Origin of the sequence: Burkholderia sp. BCC1998 (assembly GCF_905339875.1) — a bacterium.
In the GTDB taxonomy this organism is placed as follows: Bacteria; Pseudomonadota; Gammaproteobacteria; order Burkholderiales; family Burkholderiaceae; genus Burkholderia.
Genome location: NZ_CAJPHE010000030.1, coordinates 12,615 through 31,093 on the forward strand (window position 1 = coordinate 12,615; position 18,479 = coordinate 31,093).

Annotated in this window: 15 protein-coding genes; 10 read left to right on the forward strand and 5 right to left on the reverse strand. The window is 59.7% G+C overall.

Annotated features, from left to right (window positions below; all coding sequences use genetic code 11):
* Nucleotides 1-23: 23 nt before the first annotated feature.
* Complete coding sequence (locus U5A56_RS33225) at nucleotides 24-1,370, forward strand: MFS transporter (protein WP_124522481.1); 1,347 nt, start codon at nucleotides 24-26, stop codon at nucleotides 1,368-1,370.
* Between the two features lie 34 nt (nucleotides 1,371-1,404).
* On the opposite strand, the gene U5A56_RS33230 is transcribed toward U5A56_RS33225, so the two are convergent.
* Nucleotides 1,405-2,172: an IclR family transcriptional regulator gene (locus U5A56_RS33230; RefSeq protein ID WP_221624311.1), complete on the reverse strand. Its 768-nt coding sequence runs from the start codon at nucleotides 2,170-2,172 to the stop codon at nucleotides 1,405-1,407.
* Nucleotides 2,173-2,455: 283 nt separating this feature from the next.
* Here U5A56_RS33230 and U5A56_RS33235 point away from each other — a divergent pair, with 283 nt between their 5' ends.
* From U5A56_RS33235 to U5A56_RS33275, 9 genes are all read left to right on the forward strand, one after another.
* On the forward strand, nucleotides 2,456-3,832 hold the full coding sequence (locus U5A56_RS33235) for an aminotransferase (protein ID WP_321926759.1): 1,377 nt from the start codon (nucleotides 2,456-2,458) through the stop codon (nucleotides 3,830-3,832).
* Nucleotides 3,833-3,944: 112 nt separating this feature from the next.
* Nucleotides 3,945-5,324 carry an MFS transporter gene (locus U5A56_RS33240; protein ID WP_321926760.1) on the forward strand — a complete coding sequence of 460 codons (1,380 nt, stop codon included), beginning with the start codon at nucleotides 3,945-3,947 and terminating at the stop codon, nucleotides 5,322-5,324.
* Complete coding sequence (locus U5A56_RS33245; protein WP_124522489.1) at nucleotides 5,321-6,337, forward strand: histone deacetylase family protein; 1,017 nt, start codon at nucleotides 5,321-5,323, stop codon at nucleotides 6,335-6,337. The genes U5A56_RS33240 and U5A56_RS33245 overlap by 4 nt, the downstream gene beginning before the upstream one ends.
* A 134-nt stretch (nucleotides 6,338-6,471) precedes the next feature.
* The gene (locus U5A56_RS33250) at nucleotides 6,472-7,530 is read left to right on the forward strand and encodes an ABC transporter substrate-binding protein (protein WP_321926762.1); all 1,059 of its coding nucleotides are present in this window, start codon (nucleotides 6,472-6,474) and stop codon (nucleotides 7,528-7,530) included.
* A gap of 22 nt (nucleotides 7,531-7,552) precedes the next feature.
* Nucleotides 7,553-8,614 (forward strand): ABC transporter ATP-binding protein, encoded by a 1,062-nt coding sequence (locus tag U5A56_RS33255; protein ID WP_124522493.1) that lies wholly within the window; start codon nucleotides 7,553-7,555, stop codon nucleotides 8,612-8,614.
* Nucleotides 8,611-9,522, forward strand: coding sequence for an ABC transporter permease (locus U5A56_RS33260; protein WP_124522495.1), 912 nt, complete (start codon nucleotides 8,611-8,613; stop codon nucleotides 9,520-9,522). Before U5A56_RS33255 ends, U5A56_RS33260 begins: the two co-directional genes overlap by 4 nt.
* Before the next feature lies 1 nt (nucleotide 9,523).
* On the forward strand, nucleotides 9,524-10,348 hold the full coding sequence (locus U5A56_RS33265) for an ABC transporter permease (RefSeq protein ID WP_321926764.1): 825 nt from the start codon (nucleotides 9,524-9,526) through the stop codon (nucleotides 10,346-10,348).
* An 80-nt stretch (nucleotides 10,349-10,428) separates the two neighbouring features.
* The gene (locus tag U5A56_RS33270; RefSeq protein WP_321926766.1) at nucleotides 10,429-11,445 is read left to right on the forward strand and encodes a porin; all 1,017 of its coding nucleotides are present in this window, start codon (nucleotides 10,429-10,431) and stop codon (nucleotides 11,443-11,445) included.
* A 1,181-nt stretch (nucleotides 11,446-12,626) separates the two neighbouring features.
* Nucleotides 12,627-13,118: an H-NS family nucleoid-associated regulatory protein gene (locus tag U5A56_RS33275; protein WP_185641347.1), complete on the forward strand. Its 492-nt coding sequence runs from the start codon at nucleotides 12,627-12,629 to the stop codon at nucleotides 13,116-13,118.
* Nucleotides 13,119-13,200: 82 nt separating this feature from the next.
* On the opposite strand, the gene U5A56_RS33280 is transcribed toward U5A56_RS33275, so the two are convergent.
* From U5A56_RS33280 to U5A56_RS33295, 4 genes are all read right to left on the reverse strand, one after another.
* A complete protein-coding gene (locus U5A56_RS33280; RefSeq protein ID WP_321926768.1) occupies nucleotides 13,201-14,106 on the reverse strand; it encodes a LysR family transcriptional regulator in 906 nt (301 codons plus the stop codon).
* Between the two features lie 164 nt (nucleotides 14,107-14,270).
* Nucleotides 14,271-15,623 (reverse strand): 2-hydroxycarboxylate transporter family protein, encoded by a 1,353-nt coding sequence (locus U5A56_RS33285; RefSeq protein ID WP_124522507.1) that lies wholly within the window; start codon nucleotides 15,621-15,623, stop codon nucleotides 14,271-14,273.
* 77 nt (nucleotides 15,624-15,700) lie between these two features.
* Nucleotides 15,701-16,705, reverse strand: coding sequence for an ABC transporter substrate-binding protein (locus U5A56_RS33290; RefSeq protein ID WP_124522508.1), 1,005 nt, complete (start codon nucleotides 16,703-16,705; stop codon nucleotides 15,701-15,703).
* Between the two features lie 361 nt (nucleotides 16,706-17,066).
* Nucleotides 17,067-18,461, reverse strand: coding sequence for an NAD-dependent succinate-semialdehyde dehydrogenase (locus tag U5A56_RS33295; protein WP_124522510.1), 1,395 nt, complete (start codon nucleotides 18,459-18,461; stop codon nucleotides 17,067-17,069).
* Nucleotides 18,462-18,479: the final 18 nt, after the last annotated feature.

Here is an 18,479-nt window from a genome sequence, read left to right on the forward strand (position 1 = left end):
TTACAAGCAGTCCTGGAGACATCATGAACCTGCTTTCCCGCTCGACATTCCAGTCCGCTCGCGACTGGGTGCTGTACAACAGGATCGCGCGTCGCATCCTGCCGTTTCTGTTCGTCCTCTACATCATCTCGTTCCTCGATCGCGTCAACGTCGGGTTCGCGAAGTTGCAGATGTCCGCTGACATCGGCCTTAGCGACACCGCATTCGGTTTCGGGGCCGGTATTTTCTTCATCGGCTACTGTCTGTGCGAGATTCCGAGCAACCTGATGCTGCAGCGGATTGGCGCGAAATTCTGGATCGCGCGGATCATGGTGGTTTGGGGGATCGTCTCGGTCTGCATGCTGTTCGTCACCTCGCCGCGTATGTTCTATGTGCTGCGTTTTCTGCTTGGGATCTCGGAGGCCGGGTTCTATCCCGGCATCGTGCTGTATCTGACCTACTGGTTTCCAGCCTACGCGCGGTCGCAAGCGATGGCGTACTTCAATCTCGGCATCGCGCTCGCCGGCGTGATCGGCAGCCCGCTGTCCGGCTTGATCATGCAGTCGTTCGCTGGCGTTTGGGGATTGGCCGGCTGGCAATGGCTGTTCCTGCTCGAGGGCACACCCGCGGTGCTGCTTGGCCTGGTTACCTATTTCTATCTCGACAACTGTCCGGGCAGCGTCCGTTGGCTGAGCGCCGAGGACAATGCACTTGTGACCACACAACTCGCCGCCGAGCGCGCCTCAAATGAGCAGCACGGCGCGCGGCGCGATTTCCGCGCGGCGTTTTCGAACGCCGGCATCTGGTGCCTGATCGTGACGAACTTCACGCTGCTATGCGGCACCTACGGCGTGTCGTTCTGGATGCCGCAGATCGTAAAGGACCTCGGCATCCGCAGCCTGCTGACGACTGGCGTGCTGGCCGCGGTGCCGTTCGCGGTCGCCGCGATCGTGATGATCATTGTCAGCAAGCATTCGGACCGCACGCAGGAGCGCCGTTGGCACGGCACGATCGCAACCGCGCTGTCGGCAGCGGGACTGGCAATCGGCGCCTGTTTCCATGACCAGCCGTATCTGTCGCTCGCCGGGATCAGTATCGCGATGGCGGGTGGGCTGTCCGCGTTCTGCGTGCTCTGGGCGCTACCGGGCGTGATGTTGACGGGGCAGGCCGCAGCGGCCGCGATCGCGCTGATGGCGATGATCGGCAATCTTGGCGGCTATGCGAGCCCTTTCTTGATCGGTTTCCTGCGCGACCGCACCGGGCATCTGGAAAGCGGTCTGTATGCGCTGGCGGCGGCGACGGTGATCGGCGCCGCCACGATGGCATGCGCCCCACAACTGCGGCATCGGCGCGCCGTCGCGGGATCGGTGTTCGGTGACACGTCCGCCTGACGTGGTCCTGCACCGCGTTCGCCTCGGGGGCGGGTCAGGCAGCCGCCGCGTGGCCGCCGGCCAGCAGATCCGCGCCCTTGTAGCCCAGATTCCACGAAATCCGCAAGGCGGTGCGTTTGAGCGGATCAATGATCGCCGCGTCTGGTTCGCGTGGAATGTATTGCACGCTGCCGACCAGTGCAAGCGTGCCGGCCGCGTGTCCCGCACTGTCGAGGATCGGCGCGGCCACCGCACTGATGCCGAGCGTTTCGACCTCAAATGCGACCGCATGCCCGGTTTCGCGCGTGCGGCGCACGATCGCGTCGAGCTCCACCGGATCCGTGACCGTATGCGGCGTGAAGCGCGTGAGTTCCTGCCGCTTCCAGCCGGCCCGCAATGCCGGATCGCCGAAGGCGAGTGCCACGTGGCCTTGCGCGTTGGCGTGCAACGCGAGATTCGTACCGGGCCGCACGCCGATCTCAAGCGCTGCTTTGCCGACGACCGTCGCGAGTACGGTGAGCCCGCGCGGGCCGACGCTCGATAGCACGACGGAAAGCCCGACCTCTTCGCGCAGATCGCGCATCGCGGCCTCAGATGCGCCGAGCAAATCGATCCGCGACGCCGCCGATTGGCCGAGCAGAAAGGCCTTCACGCCGGGCCGGTAGCGCGACGTCGCCGGATTCTGGCTCAGGTAGCCAAGTTCCATCAGTGTCTTCAGGTGGCGGAACACGGTCGCCTTAGTCGTATTGAGCTGCGCGGCCAGGTCGCTGACGCCAATCTCGTCGGATGCGCCAACCACGCGCTCCAGGATTTCAAACGTCATCTGGACGGACTTCACGCCGCTTTTTGTCTTTTCGTTTTCCATCGTCTGACTGTCGTTGAGGCGCGTCTACGCACGCCAAGTCGTTGCCCGCGACGCTGGTCCGCGGGAAGGCCTAGGAGATATATCACAACCACCCGTACACGGCCTGCCGTTTCTGCATCCAGTACGTCGCTTTGACGATTTTGAAAATCGATGTTACGCGTAGGGAAACGTGATACCGTAATGCGTAACGACAGCAGGCGATCCGCCATGCGTCGCTTATCTCCGAAACACGGGAAACGCCATGAACGACTTCACACGACTCGATATTGCTCACCACTTGCATCCGCAAACGAATCTTCGGCAACACGAACGAACCGGTCCGCTCGTCATCGAGGCGGGCGATGGGCCGTTCGTGATCGACGCCGACGGCAACCGGTACTTCGAAGGCATGTCGGGGCTCTGGTGCGCGACGCTCGGTTTCAGCGAGCGGCGGCTCGCCGACGCCGCGTATCGCCAGATGGCGAAGCTGCCATATCAGCAGACTTTTGCGCATCGCAGCAGCGTGCCGGTGATCGAACTTGCCGCCGAACTGCTGCGCCGCGCGCCCGTGCCGATGTCGAAGGTGATGTTCCAGAGTTCGGGCTCGGAAGCTGTCGATACCGCGATCAAGCTCGTCTGGTACTACCAGGCGGCACGCGGCAAGCCCGGCAAGCGGCGCATCATCGGCCGGCGGCGCGGCTACCACGGCACCACGGTTGCGGCAGCAAGCCTGACAGGGCTGCCGAACATGCAGACCGGCTGGGGCTTGCCGCTGCCGGAAATGCTGCACGTGACCTGCCCGCACTTCTATCGCGAGCGACTTGGCGACGAAATGCAAGAAGCCTTCGTCGACCGGCTCGCGGTTGAACTGGAGGCGCTGATCGCAAATGAGGGCGCGGAGACGATCGGTGCGTTCGTCGCCGAGCCGGTGATGGGCACGGGGGGCGTAATCGTGCCGCCGCCGGGCTATTTCGATCGGATCCAGGCGATCTTGCGCCGCCATGACATCCTGTTCGTCGTTGACGAGGTAATCTGCGGATTCGGTCGCACCGGCCACTACTGGGGTTCGCAGGCCTTTGACCTCGAGCCGGATATGCTGACCTGCGCGAAAGGGCTGTCGTCGGCATATCAGCCAATCTCGGCGCTGATGATCAGCGAACGCCTGTACGACACGATTGCCGACCAGACCGACGCACTTGGCGGCTTCGGTCACGGCTACACATATGGCGGCCATCCGGTCGCGGCTGCAGTCGCCCTCGAAACGCTGAAGCTGTACGACGAGTACAGGGTCCTCGACCGCGTCGCGGCGACCGCGCCGGTGTTGCAGAACGGCCTGCGCGCACTTGCTGAACATCCGCTCGTCGGCGAGGCGCGCGGGATCGGGCTGATGGGGGCGCTGGAACTGGTGGCCGACAAAGCGACTGGCCGACCGTTTGATGTGCAAAAACAGGTGCCGAAGCGCGTGACGGACCTGCTGCAGCAGCGCGGCCTGCTGCTACGTGCGCTCGGTAATTCGGTAATGTTTGCTCCGCCATTAATTAGCACTACAGAGCAGATCACCTGGATCCTTTCGGAAGTTTCGAGCGCACTCGATGAGGTCGTAGGCGAACTAGATAAGGGACATGCATTCACGGATTGACAGCCTCATTTTGTCCAGTGACGATGGGTCGCATAAAGAAACGATGTTACGCGTAACGAAACGATATCGGCGTCAGCCGTCGCGAGCGATGCCATCAACCTGGATGAACACCATGAGACTATTGAGTCGCGCCAGCTTCGAATCTGACCGGGACGACCGGTTGTACAACCGGATCGCGTCGAAGCTGCTTCCATATCTGATCCTGCTGCTCGTCGTTTCGTTTGTCGACCGCGTCAACGTCGGCTTCGCGAAACTGCAGATGGCATCCGACATCGGCTTGAGCGACCTCGCGTACGGTACCGGCGCGGGGTTGTTCTTCGTCGGTTATTGTGCATTCGAGATTCCGGCGAATCTGATCCTGCAGCGGGTCGGCGCACGCGCTTGGCTGGGTGCAATTATGCTGATCTGGGGCGTGATCTCGGCGGGCATGGCGTTCGTGACGAATGCACACGAGTTCTATGTGATGCGCGTGCTGCTCGGCGTTGCCGAGGCCGGCTGCTATCCGGGCGTGATGCTGTACATGACGTATTGGTTCCCGCCGCGGCTGCGCTCGCAGGTCTGCGCGATCTTCTTCCTCGGTCTGACGTTCGGCGGCATGCTTGGCGGTCCGCTATCGGGCTGGATCCTGCAGTCGGCGCCGGAGTGGGGGGGGCTGCGAGGCTGGCAGTGGTTGTTCATCCTTGAGGCGCTGCCGGCGATCGGCCTTTCGATCGTCACGTTCCGCTGGCTCGCGAACGGTCCGCGCGACGCAGTATGGCTGGCACCCGATGAGCGCGTGGTTGTCTATCACGCTGCGCAGGGTATGTCGCCATCGTCCGCGGTGAGGGCGCAGCCGGCCCGCGTGCGCGACGCGCTTGCGAGTCCGACGGTCTGGCTGATGATGCTCGCAAACTTCGCGCTGCTTGGTGGTGCCTACGGTGTCAGCTTCTGGTTGCCGCAAGTCCTGCGCAGCGCAGGCAGCGCGAGCATGCTTCAGATCGGCATGTTGTCGGCGGTGCCTTACCTGTTCTCCGGGGCCTGTATGGTGCTCGTCGCACGCCATTCGGATCGTGTGCGCGAACGGCGCTGGCATTCGATCCTGCCGATGCTGCTGTCGGTGGCCGGTTTCGGCATCACTGCCATGGCGACAGGCAGCGTCGTCTGGGCACTGGCTGGGTTGACGCTTGCGGTGGTTGGCGCGCAGGCGAGTTCCGGCGTGCTCTGGTCGGTGCCGGCGACGTTGTTTTCCGGTTCTGCGGCGGGCACCGCGCTTGCAATGGTGACGATCGGCGGCAATCTCGGCGGCTACGCGATCCCCTACATGATTGGCTACACGCGCTCACTCGGCGGTGGTTTCGCACTCGGTTTCCAGTTGCTCTGCGCGATCCAGGTGGTCGGGATCGCTGCGCTGCTGCTGATTCCGGCGCGACGTTTCGTAATGGAGCAGCACGGCGCGCCACGCAATGGCGCCGACGGTACCTCGTCAGGCGGTGTAGTGAGGGAGGCACAATGAACGTCTACTACTGTGACACGCAGCGCGAGCACAATCCCTCTTCGTTCGTTGTGCACGGTCGTGAGATCCCTTTCACCGAGCATCCGGAGCGCGCATCGGTGTTGCATGCGGCTGCGCTCGAGGCGGGGGCAGTGTCGGTCGTGCCAGACGATTTCGGGTTGGCCTCGCTTGAACCAGTACATTCGCCGCGCTACATCGCTTTTCTGCGCGAGGGACTCGATGCCTGGCGGCAAGCCACTGGCGTGACGGGACCGATGGTGCCGAGCTTTCATCCGTTCGGCGAGGGCGGCGTCTATCCGGACTCGATCGTCGGACGCTGTGGCTTCCATGTTGCCGACACGACGTCGCCAATCAGCGACGGCAGCTGGCATGCGATCCTGCGCAGCGCACACGCTGCGCATCATGCGGCGCTGTCGGTCGCCGAAGGCGAGCGCGTCGCCTATGCGCTATGCCGTCCGCCCGGTCATCACGCGGAGCGCGAGCGCGCGGGCGGCTTTTGCTACGTGAACAATGCCGGCGTCGCTGTCGAGCGGCTGCGAGCGCGCTTCGGGCGCATTGTTATCGTCGATGTCGACGTCCACCACGGCAACGGTCAGCAGAGCCTGTATTACTCAGATCCGGATGTGCTGACCGTTTCGCTGCACGTCGACCCGGTGCTTGCCTACCCGTTCTTCAGTGGCGCGGCGCATGAGTGTGGCACCGGCCGTGCGATTGGTTGCAACCTGAACGTGCCGATGCCGAAGGGTACCGGCGACGATTCGTACCTGCTTGCGCTGAACGACGCGCTGCAGCAGGTCCGCGCGTTCGGCGCCGGGGCGCTCGTGGTCGCGCTCGGGCTCGATGCTTCGGCACACGATCCATTCGCGTATTTCCAGATCAGCGCGCGTGGATTCGGTCGGATCGGCGCTGCGCTGGCGGATCTTGAATTGCCGACCGTGCTCGTTCAGGAGGGGGGCTATCTCGCGCCGGATCTTGGCGACAACCTGAGGCACTTTCTCCGCGCCTGGCGTTGATGCGGACGGCGCGGGGCCGGGCACGCGAGCACAGCCGCTGACATGGCATTCATTACGGTCTTACCAATCAAATTGAGTGCCGACTCGCGGTACGCGGTGGCGCGGCGACGGAATCAATACAACGGGAGCAAGCAATGAAGCAACGAGGTAACCGCATCGCCGGGATGGCGATGGCTGTAGTGGCCGTACTGGTGATTGCGGCGGCGCCAAGCGCGCAGGCGGGCGATGTGATCACGTTCGCTGGTTATGGCGGCGCCTATCAGAAGGGCATCGTCGATGCACTTGCGCAGCCGGCGGCGCGGCGGCTCGGGCTGTCCCTGGCACAGAATACGACGCCAGGACTCACGGCAGTGCGCGTGCAGGTGCAGTCGGGCAGCCCGGCTTGGGATATTGTGAATCTCGGTGCAGATGAATGCGCGGCCGGTAGTGCACAAGGGCTGTTCGAGCCACTCGATTATCACGTCATCGATGCGACCGGACTCGCTGCGAACACTCATGCGCGGGACTGGGTAGCTGCGAACTATTACAGCGTGGTGCTTGCTTACCGCAAGGACAAGTACGGCGAACATCCACCGCGGACGTGGCGCGACTTCTGGAACGCCGCACAGTTTCCGGGGCGGCGCGCGATGTCGGACGCGCCGATCGAATCACTTGAGATCGCGCTGCTTGCCGATGGCGTGCAGCCGGACCGGTTGTATCCGCTTGATATCGACCGCGCGATTCGCTCGATGACGAAGCTGAAGCCTGCGATCACAGTCTGGTGGTCGAGCGGCGCGCAATCGGCGCAGCTGATCCAGAGTGGCGAGGTCGACATGGAGATGATCTGGGGCAGCCGTCTGACGCCGGTGCTGCGCGACAACGCCCCCGTTTCCTATTCCACGGCAGAGACGATCCTTGGCATGGGCTGTCTCGCGATCCCGAAAGGTGCGCGGCATGTGGCCGAAGCGCAGAAGATGATCGCGTTGATGGTGTCCCCTGGACTGCAGGCAAACATTCCGCGAACGCTCGAGGGCTACGGCCCGGCAAACGCACGCGCGTTCGAGGTAGGAAAGTTCGATGCGCATACGCTTGCGGAGTTGAATTCGAGCCCGGAGAACCTCGCCCATTCGATCCAGATCGACGGCCGCTGGTGGGGTGCCGGCAACAACCAGAAAACCGCGGCGGCGCGCTACAAGGCGCTGATCGCCCGATGAATCGCAGAGAGCGAGGTGCGAGATGAAGGCGAGCGTATCCATCCGCCACCTGAGCAAATCGTACGGCGCATCGACGGTCCTCGACGACGTGTCGCTCGACATCGGCGCCGGTGAATTCCTGACCCTGCTCGGTCCATCCGGCAGCGGCAAGACCACGTTGTTGATGTTGCTGGCGGGCTTCACCCGCGCAAGCTCGGGATCGATCGACGTCGGCGGCGTCGAATTGCTGACGATGCCGCCGCACCGCCGCGAGATCGGTGTCGTGTTCCAGAACTATGCGCTGTTTCCGCATATGAGCGTCGCCGAGAATGTCGGCTATCCGTTGCGGCTGCGCGGCGTGGATCCAGCCGCGAGGCGCCGGCGCGTCGAGGCGATGCTCGAAGTCGTACAGCTCGAGGAATTCGGCGCGCGCGGGATCGGCGCGTTGTCCGGTGGTCAGCGGCAGCGAGTCGCGCTTGCCCGCGCGCTGATCTTCGAACCGCAGATTTTGTTGCTCGACGAGCCGCTGTCCGCGCTCGACAAGCAACTGCGAGAACGGATGCAGATTGAGATCCGGCGTCTGCACGCACATTTCGGTACCACGACGATCAATGTCACGCACGACCAGCAGGAGGCGCTGACCCTGTCTGACCGGATCGCAATCGTCAATGGCGGACGCATCGCACAGGTCGGTACGCCGGCCGAAATCTATGGCAGGCCGCGCAGCCGCTTTGTCGCGCAGTTCGTCGGCGATACCTGCATGGTGCCCTTGCGCCGCGAGGGGCGGGCAGCATGGCTCGGTGGCGTCGAGGTCGAATCGGCGATGCCCGGGGAGGCCGACCCCGGCGATGTGTGGCTCGCGTTGCGGCCGGAGTGGCTCGCGATAGTCGAAGGGCCGCGATCCGATGCCCTGTGTTTTGAGGCCGTCATCCGCAACTGTATCTATCGGGGCGATTCGGAAGTCGTCTATGCGGATCTCGATGGTGGCCACGAGGTAAAGATCGCGCTGCCGGCGGCAACCGGTATCGCACGTCCGGTGCCCGGCGGTCGCGTCACGGTCGCTTTGCCCCGAGAACGGGTTGTGATCGTCGGGGAGGCAGCATGAAGGTGCTGGCGAATCGCGCGATACTCACGCCGTCGGAAACACCAGCGAATCGCGCCGTGTTGCGCTGGCTCGAGCTGGCCGAGCGGGCAGGACTGGCAGGCCTTGCGGCGCCGGCTGTGGCGATCGTCGGCCTACTGCTGGTGATTCCGTTCGCGTGGCTGTTGCTGCAGTCGTTGCGCGATGTCGACGGCGCGTTGTCACTCGCCAACTATCGTGCGTTGACCGACCCGCTGTATCGGCGGGCGATCGCGACAACGCTCGAGGTGTCGACCATCGTGGCGGTCGGTTCGATACTGATCGGTTATCCGGTTGCCTATTTGCTCGCGCAACTTCCGCGTCGCATCGCCGGGCTCCTAACGATCGGCGTGCTGCTGCCGTACTGGACCTCGACACTGGTGCGTACCTATGCATGGATGGTGCTGCTGCAGCGTAACGGAGTCGTCAACGACTGGCTCGTTTCGCACGACTTCGTCGCAGTACCACTGGCGCTCGTGAACAATCTGACGGGCGTCGTGATCGGGATGCTACATGTAATGACGCCGGTGCTGATCATTCCACTCTATGGCGCAATGAAATCCGTGGATCCTGACCTGATGCGAGCGGCAGCGGCCTGCGGCGCGACTCCGGCCGCCGCATTTCGGCATGTCTACCTGCCCCGCACACTGCCTGGACTCGCGGCCGGCGCAGTGCTCGTGTTCGTCGTGTCGCTTGGCTATTACGTGACGCCGGCCTTGCTTGGCGGCGGCAACGTGAACGTGATCGCGATGCAGATGCAGACGACGCTTGCGACCGAAGGCGACTGGGGCATGGTCAGCGCGCTCGGCGTGGTGCTGATAGCGCTGGCTTTTGTCGCATCGACGCTGCTGCGCGCGGCGGTGCGCGCAGTGACACGCATGGAGGACCGTTGAAATGCGCCTCGCACCAACCCGCTTCGCGACCGACACGCAGATCACCCACTGGCAGCGTGCCTGGCTCTACCTGCTCTGCGCAGCGGTCTTTGCATTTCTTGTGATTCCCTGCGTGCTCGTGATCCCGATGTCGTTCTCTGTCGATCGTTTCCTGCAGTTTCCACCGCGCGCGCTGAGCCTACGCTGGTATCGCGGGTTCGTCGAGTCGCCCGACTGGATACGTGCTGCGAGAACCTCGCTAGAGGTCGCTATAGCGACGGTGGTGTTCGCCACTGGACTCGGTACTGCCGCTGCGTACGCGATCCGTCAAATGGGCGGCCGGCTCGCCGCTGCGCTGCGCGCAATTTGCCTGCTACCAATGGTCGCCCCAGTCATCTTGATCGCGGTAGGTGTGTTTTTCGTCTTCGCGCGCCTTGTCCTGAACAACACGCTCGTCGGACTGATACTCGCACACACGCTGCTTGCACTGCCGTATGTTGTTGTGACGGTCGGTGCCGCGCTGGAGACCTGTGACCTGTCGCAGGAGCGCGTTGCGCGCAGTCTCGGCGCCACACGGCTGCGTGCCTGTATCGACGTCACGCTGCCGCAAATTTCGCCTGCAATCGGCTCGTCACTGCTGTTCGCGTTCATGACTTCGTTCGACGAGACCGTGATCGTGCTCTTCGTGTCGGGCGGCGATGCCTCGACGCTAACGCGGATGATGTTCGAGAACATCCGCGACCAGCAGGATCCGACGATCGCCGCGATCTCGACACTGCTGATCGTGCTCTCTACCGCTGCGTTGCTCGCCGCACAGCGGCTCGCCAACGGTCGGCGAAAGTCCTAAGGCCGAGCGGCGGGCTGCCGCAATTTCACCTCGAATCCACACTTCTTTGATCCACCATCCGAAGGGAGGCTCAGTTCATCATGAAACTTAGGAAAACTATATTATTAGCATTGGCCGCATCTCCATGCGCCGCGCACGCGCAATCGAATGTGACTATGTACGGCATCGTCGACGAGTTTGTGCAGGTGGTCAACACGGGCAAGGGCTATACGGCGGCCATGAGTTCGAGCGGGCAGTGGGCGAGCCGAATTGGCTTCCGCGGCCGAGAGGACATCGGCGGTGGAAACGCGGTCAATTTTGTCCTGGAGAATGGTTTTGCACCAACTACCGGCGCGCTCGCGACATCCGGCAGCCTGTTCAATCGACAGGCGTGGGTCGGATTATCCGGCGACTGGGGGCAGGTTCGGGCTGGTCGGCAAAACTCACCGCTATTTATCGATGAAGGTCGGATGGATGCGTTCGGTGCGGTTACGCAGGCATCCGGGCTCGATAACATCACGACATATGGCATCCGAACCAGCAACACGATATCGTATCTGTCGCCAACCTATCATGGACTCAAGGGGGGAGTATATTTCGGTTTTGGCGATTCGGGAGGGGTGCGCGGCACCGGTGCGAGCTACCAGTTCGATGTGACCTACGATCAGGGGCCGATCGCTGCGTTCGTGGCTGGACAGGCGCTGCGCAATTCGGCCAGCCGGTCGACCGACCGTACGATCCTGTCAGGCGTGTCTTACGCAATCGGGCATTTCACCATCTATGGTGCGTATACATGGGCGAAGTGGGACGATCAAGCGATTGACGCGAACACCTACGGCCTGTCGGTCGGTTACCAGATCGATCCATTCAATTACGCGGCGGCGGGCTGGGCGCAACTGACCGATCACAGTGGTGCCGGCAATGCAGCACGACAGTTCAGCATGCTGTTCAATCACCAGATTTCGAAGCGCACAAATCTTTATGCGGCAGTGTCGTTCCTGCAGAACAGAGGCCACGCGAAGTACACACTGGCCGGTGCGGCGAATGCGGGACTACCGCTCGCATACCCCGGTGCGGATGCAAGGGGGATACAGCTAGGCATTGTCCACCGATTTTGATCGCAGAGGATCCGACGATCGGAGACCGCTTACCTGAAGAATTGGTCAACTTTCTGTTAGGGTCCTACACAATGCAACGTCATGGTGCCGAGGGCGGCGCGATAATCTGCCTCCCTCGACCCCGAAGTAGGCTCCGGTTGGAAACTAGTATGGTGTAAATTCTCGCTGATGGACGATGTCTATCCCGCGCCCATAACTCAAGCTCAATCCGAGACTCGATGTGTTGGCCATGAGTTGCATCATTACTGTCTTCTGCCGATTTCTTCCGTTTTTTGACTTGCTTCACACAATGTCACAAGCGACTTTGCCGAGCTGCTGCGGCTGTTCGCCAGCCAGATGCAAGAGCCTCATGTGATGGTCGATGCGTTGAGCGACTCCGAGATCGTTGAGGTTATGACATGACGTCTCAAGTACCTCACTCCGCACCGGCACGCGGACCGCAAACGGACGGCTGGATCCGCTGCTTGCATTGCCGGATGCGGTTCCGCCCGCAAATGAAATCATCGTCTTGCGACCGATTAATATCATTTGGGAACATGGCACGCAGAACGGATGGTTCTCATCTGAGGCGGCGACGGTGCCATTCGATCGTCGGAGTCCAAAGTATGATGCGCGTTTTCCGGAGCGAGTTCGCCAGTTGGAAACCTCTCCCGAGGCGCTTGCGCCGGCAGCGTATTTAGAGTCCCTCAAGCCGGAGAACGATTGGCTTGATGGCGATGCGTCAACCAAATTGAGACGGAAGTTACCTACTCGAGCGCTTGTTGACGGATGGTCCGTAGCTCAAAATATGTATTTTTTGCTCGATGCATTCATGCATTGCGAGATGATTCCGCGGTCCGGATGACGGGGTGACGTTGAAGGTTGCCTTCTACAATTGATTGAGTATGCTTTATAAAGCACGATGATATTTGGTCCACTGATTTAACCAGTAAGTTAATTAATGGAAAATGGACTGATGCAAGAAATGCCTTCGTGATAAACCGGCGAGGTGGCCGACGATGTAACCATTAGTCGTCGACTCTGTCTTGGCGGAGAGCACGGTTCGAGGTTCGCTTATACAGGCCATTCCATCTTTGTTTGGGATGGGCGATTTCATATATTCGCATGTGCATGTTTATATTCGGTTGGGCATTTTTAAGTAAGGAAATGGAGGAGGGGGGAAGGGAATGTCAGGGGAATCCATGAAGGATCTGCTCGCGCGGCGGGCGCATTTGGATGCCGAGATTGCAGCACATCGTGCGACCCACCGTATCGACATCGTGAAGCAGATCGCGAAGTTGATGCAGGAGTATGGGATTTCGCTTCGGGACCTCGAACCGCTGTTGCCTGGTAAAGGAGCTACGCCGCAGCAGCGTGCACGTGTGCTGATACCTAGGTATCGGGATCCCGATACCGGTGCGACTTGGGCGGGGCGCGGCAAGCTGCCGCGATGGATGAAGGGACGAGATCCGGAGAAGTTAAAAATCAATGCGGAAGAACTCGAATTGATACTCCAAAGTCGCGATGCCTCGACTCCAATACAGCGACCTGTTGAACCACTTTTTCGGGATCCAGAAACTGGAGAAACGTGGTCAGGACGCGGTAGACGTCCAGCTTGGATGAAGGGACGGAATACAGAAGAACTCAGAATCAAACCATTGGTAGCAGGCCAGCAGGAAAAGCTCGATCCGTGATAAAAACGATAGCTAGGGCGGCTAGGAAATGTTTTCGAAATCTGGCCGCTCTGATTTATCCACCTCATGCAGCAGAATGTTTTCAGGGGAAAGCAAGAGGTGAGCGCGACACGTTGCGAAGGTGTTGAGCCAGAAAGGCGGTGAGTTCTTCAACCACCTTTAAGCCATGACGATGCCGAGGGTAGACCACGTTGGCCTGCAAGTGCGGTATTTCGTATGACGTAAGAGCGGGGACAAGTAAACCTTCCTGTAAAGCGGTATTTGCAATGAATTCCGGTAGTCGTGCAATGCCTCTACCGGCGATTGCCGCATCCAGGATAAATTCCCCGTTGTTCGTCTGCATCGTCCCCTGAACCTCGATCTTGCAGAGAACACTGTCAATCCAGAACTCCCACCCCGTATGCATTTCGAGACCGTACAGTAGGCAATCGTGACCGCATAGCTCATTCGGTACTGTCGGCATACCCTTGCGTTGGACATACGTCGGGCTACAGCATACGACGAGTTTTAATTCACCGATTTTGCGGGCAATCAGTGTTGAATCAGGAAGCCGGCCGATTCTGAACGCCATATCGAAATCACCGTCTGTGAGATTTGCGTGCTGATCGCTTGCCTCGACGTGGAGCTTGACGGCCGGGTGACGCATCGTGAACTCGGCCAACAATGGTGCAAGATAAAGTGTGCCGAACGATACCGGGACACTGATTTTGAGCTGGCCCTGCAACATGACGTGATGTGTCGATATGGCCCGCTCCGCAGCTGCGATCTCATCGGGAATCCGTATGGCGTGTTTGTGGAGCGTGTGACCCACGTCGGTCACCCTTAGCTTGCGGCAATTTCTGACAAACAGGGCAGCCCCGACTTTTTTTTCCAGTTCGGCCATGCGTCTGCTGACGAACTGTTTCGAAACTAGCAGTTGTTCGGCCGCGCCGGTAAAGCTTCCTGCTCGGACTGTTGCAAGAAACATTCGGAAGTCGTCCACTTGCATGATCGTCGACCTAATTAAGACGGGGGAACTCGGCTCTGAACCAGTAGGCGACAATTGTGTATCTCAAAGCCTAAATGGCACAGTACTATCTCTAGCGGCGCGCGGACCTTTTTTCGACCCGCGCTGTGGCTTCGCTTTTCGCGCAAGCTGACCCTGTAAGCGATTCAGTGCAGTCGCGCGAGTGCAAGCAATGTGCCAGTGACGGTCAGGGCGCCCCCGATTCGCGTCGCGATCTGCGCGAATGGCATCAAGCTCATTCGGTTACACGCGGTGAGAATCGCAACGTCGCCGGTGCCGCCTTGACCACTATGACAGGCGTTGACGATCGCAGTATCGATGGGATACATATTTAAGCGTCGTCCTACGACAAATCCGGTTGCCATAAGCGCTGCAACCGTACTTGCGATTGTGACCACGTTGGGCAGATTGATTGCGGCAACCAACTTGTCCCAAGGAGTCATGGCAGTGCCAATCGCAAACAGAAGCGGATATGTGACAGCGGTTGAGAAGAACTGGTAAACGATTCGCGCACCTCCTTGGAGGTTTGGCGAGACAAATCTCCCAACCTTGATGAACACCGCAACAAAAAGCATCGCCACGGGCGCAGGTAAGCCAAGGAGTCGGTGAGAAAGGAGACCGACCAGATAAAGAGAAATTGCGGTTATTGCAGCCGCGGCGACGGTATTGACATCGGGAGTCGACGGAATATCGTCCGCCTCGGTTGTTTGCTCCGCCATGTCACTCTTTGGCTGCAGCGACCCGTTGCCGGTGAGATGCGGCTTCTTTTCGCCGACCCAATTTAGGAAACCCGAAAACAAGATCGCACATAAGCTACCAATCATGACCGAGGGAAGAACCTGAGCGAAGACATCTCCTTGGGGAATGTTCAGGATCTCGCCGTAACCGACTGACAACGGAATCGCGCCTTCTCCAACGCCACCAGCCATAATCGGAATCACGACGTAGAGGAGAGTGTGTTTGGCCCCAAGTCCGAAGAGCGTCCCCACTCCTGTTCCAACTGCTGCAGCGACCAATGATCCTGCCGCTAGCGGGAAGAATATCTTGGCAAACCCGCGGACGAGAACATGGCGGTCCATGCTGAAGATGCTGCCGACGATGATGGACGAGATGAACAGGTACATAAAGTTGCTGACCTGGGTGAAGTTGGTCACCATGTCGAGCAATTTCTTCGGCAAAAGATGATGAAAGGCGAGAAACGAAGGCAAGAACGTTGCGATGATAGCGGCAGAACCGATTCTGTTAAAAACGGGCAAGCGCTTGCCGATTTCCGCACAGGTGAAGCCGCAAATAACTAGGACGGCTATTGCCATCGAGATCTCACCCGGAACCTTGCCGGTAGCGACGAATGTCGCCACGAGGCCGAGCAGCAGAAAGTATACTGGTAGTGGGATGATTCCGACTCGCGTTTCAACGATTTTCCACCACCCATGGGGCCAGAATTTTCTACCGCGAAGTGTTTCCTCCGCGGGGACTGACAGATTTCGCGTCTGCTCCATTACGTGCCTCCAAAAGATGATCCGGTAAAGCGCAGGCGAGCCGGTGCATAGATATACCGACGCTCCTGTCTATATCGTTAATTTGTTTGATTGACGAAGCTGTTGGTGTACGTTCGGGACAAGTTGATATGCTTGCCCTTGATATGCGGATTGAAGGCACTCATCACTCTAAGCACTGTTTCAGGCCCACCATCCGGCATTTTCCCGTCCGGTGAATACATGGGGAGCGATGCTTTCAACGCTTGAACATAGAGTGCCTTGTTGCCACCGTAGTAGTCCGCAGGCATCCTGTCCGCGATCTGTTCTGCTGTGTGCGTTTGGATGAAGTGCAACGTTTTGACGAACGCCCTCGCGAGCTTTTCTGCTTCCGGCTTATGTGTTTGAGCCCAGCTGCTTTCTACATACAGCGAGGAGGCGGGATAAAGTCCCCCAAGAGCGGCCCTTGTTCCTTCCACGGTGCTGAGATCAACAAGCACCTTGGCATCACCGTTCGCTCGCAAGAGCGAGGTTGTAGGCTCTGTTGTCCATGCAACTTCGACGCGCCTCTGTTTGATTGACGCGATGAGACTGTTTCCTGATCCGACTGGCAGCATCGAATAGTCGGACGCCTTGAGTCCATACTTCGCAGCAAGATACTGGCCGAGGAAGGACGAAGATGAGCCGAGCGCGGTGACGCCAAGCGTCTTTCCCTTGATGTCGCCCATGTTTTTGATTTGGTCGACCGCGTCCGCTCGTACCATTTCCATGCTACCCGGCACAAGCCCGAAGATAACGATGCTCTCTATTTCCTTGCCTTTCGCCTGCAAATCAATGGAGTGGTCATAGAATCCGACGACTGCTTGTACTGCTCCAGCGAGCAACTCATTCTCCGCGTCGACACCCGCCTGTTGTGACTGAAGTTCGACGTTTAGCCCTTCATCCTTGAAATACCCTAAGTTTTCGGCCAATTTCGGCGGCAGGTAGATCAGCTTGTTGATTCCGCCTACGATGATGGTTATTTTTTCTGCTGCCGCAACATCGGCCGCGTTCAAACCGAAAATGGAAATCGCGACAAGCGTAGTGGTACGAATGATACGATTCATAGCTGTCTCCTGTTGTTTATGCGATTCTTTTAGGTCGAGAGAGGACGTTACGGAGACGTATCGTTCACTGACCTAGAGATACAATCGGGCGCGTCTCTGCGTAGTTCGCACTGGACAAGGCAGACGGATGCGCAGGTGTTCGCCCTACTGATGACGTAGCGTCCCCATTCCAACCAGATGTTTTGGGCTTCCCCCAACAAGGTGAAGCGTCAGCGGCAGTCAGAAGTTCTACAGGCCGAGAAGGCAAAGGGAGAGGTGGTGAGTGCCGAGATACTTACTGCTAGGAAACATCATCCGTTCCGGAAAGTCATTTCGAGAGGACCGCCTAGATCCTCTCGAAACTGCCGGATTTTTAGGCGGTTTACGCCTTTTGTTCGATCGTCCAATAGGTGCGTGCGTTCGTGAATTCACGAATGCCTGCTGCAGAGAGTTCACGGCCGTAGCCGGATCTCTTCGTGCCGCCGAACGGAATTCGAGCATCTGAAGCCGTAATAGCGTTCACGAATGCAGCACCGGTCGTGACACCACGTGCAACGGCGAGCGCGCGCTCCTTCGACTTCGACCACACGCTGATGGAGAGACCGAACTGCGTAGCGTTAGCCAGGCGAATGGCGTCTTCGTCGTTCGTCGCGACCGCAATTGCGGCGAGAGGGCCGAAAGTCTCTTCGTCAAATGCAACCATGCCGGGGCCGGTCGAACCGAGAACGGTCGGTTCGTAATAGTAGCCGGGACCCTCGACGGCCTTGCCGCCAGTCAGTAGCTTCGCACCAGCGTCGACCGATTGCCTGACCTGGCGGTCCAGAGCGTCTCGCAGATCGCTACGAGCGAGCGGGCCGACCTGCGTAGCAGGTTCACGCGGGTCACCGACAATTAGTGCCCTGGTCAGAGTAACGAATTGCTCCGTGAAGGCTTGAGCGATCGACTCGGAAACGATGAAACGCTTCGCGCAGACGCAGCTCTGGCCAGCGTTGTGAAAGCGCGCCTTCACCGCCGCAGCAACGGCCGTCGGCAGGTCCGCATCGTCGAGAACGACGAACGCGTCTGAACCACCCAACTCGAGGACGGACTTCTTCGATGCGCGGCCGGCGGCAGCGCCGACTGCTGCGCCGGCGCGGTTCGAACCGGTCAGCGTCGTTGCCGCGATGCGGTCGTCGGCAATGAGTCGCTCGGTGACATTCGGAACATCCGGCTCGGCCACGATCAGTGTCGTGACGAGGTTCTCGGGGAGACCTGCGTCCTTGAAAAGTTGTTCCAGCGCAAGCGCACAACCCGTGACGTTCGGCGAGTGCTTGAGCAGAATCCCGTTGCCGGCCGTGATGGACGGAATGGCGAAGCGCATCACTTGCCATACCGGAAAATTCCACGGCATCACGGCGAGAACCAAACCGATGGGTTCATAGGCAACCCATGCATCAACGCCGTCAATCGAGACCTTCTCGTCGCCGAGGATGCGTTCAGCGTTGTCTGCATAGTAGAGGGCAGTGACCGCAGACTTCTCCATTTCGCCGGCGGCTTCTGCTGTCACTTTTCCCATTTCGGACGTCACGAGTGCGGCGAACGAGTTCGCCTGCTTTCGAAGCTCTTCGGCAAGCTTTCTGACCGCTGCGACACGCTCTTCGAGCGGACGCATACCCCACGCCCTTGCAGCAGCATAGCCGTTGCTAACAGCGCTTTCGATTTGAGCATCGGTCATCGATGTGTAGGTCGCGAGCTGTTCGCCGTTGATGGGGCAAATGGTGGCAATCTGGTTGGTCATGGCAATCACTTAAACGTT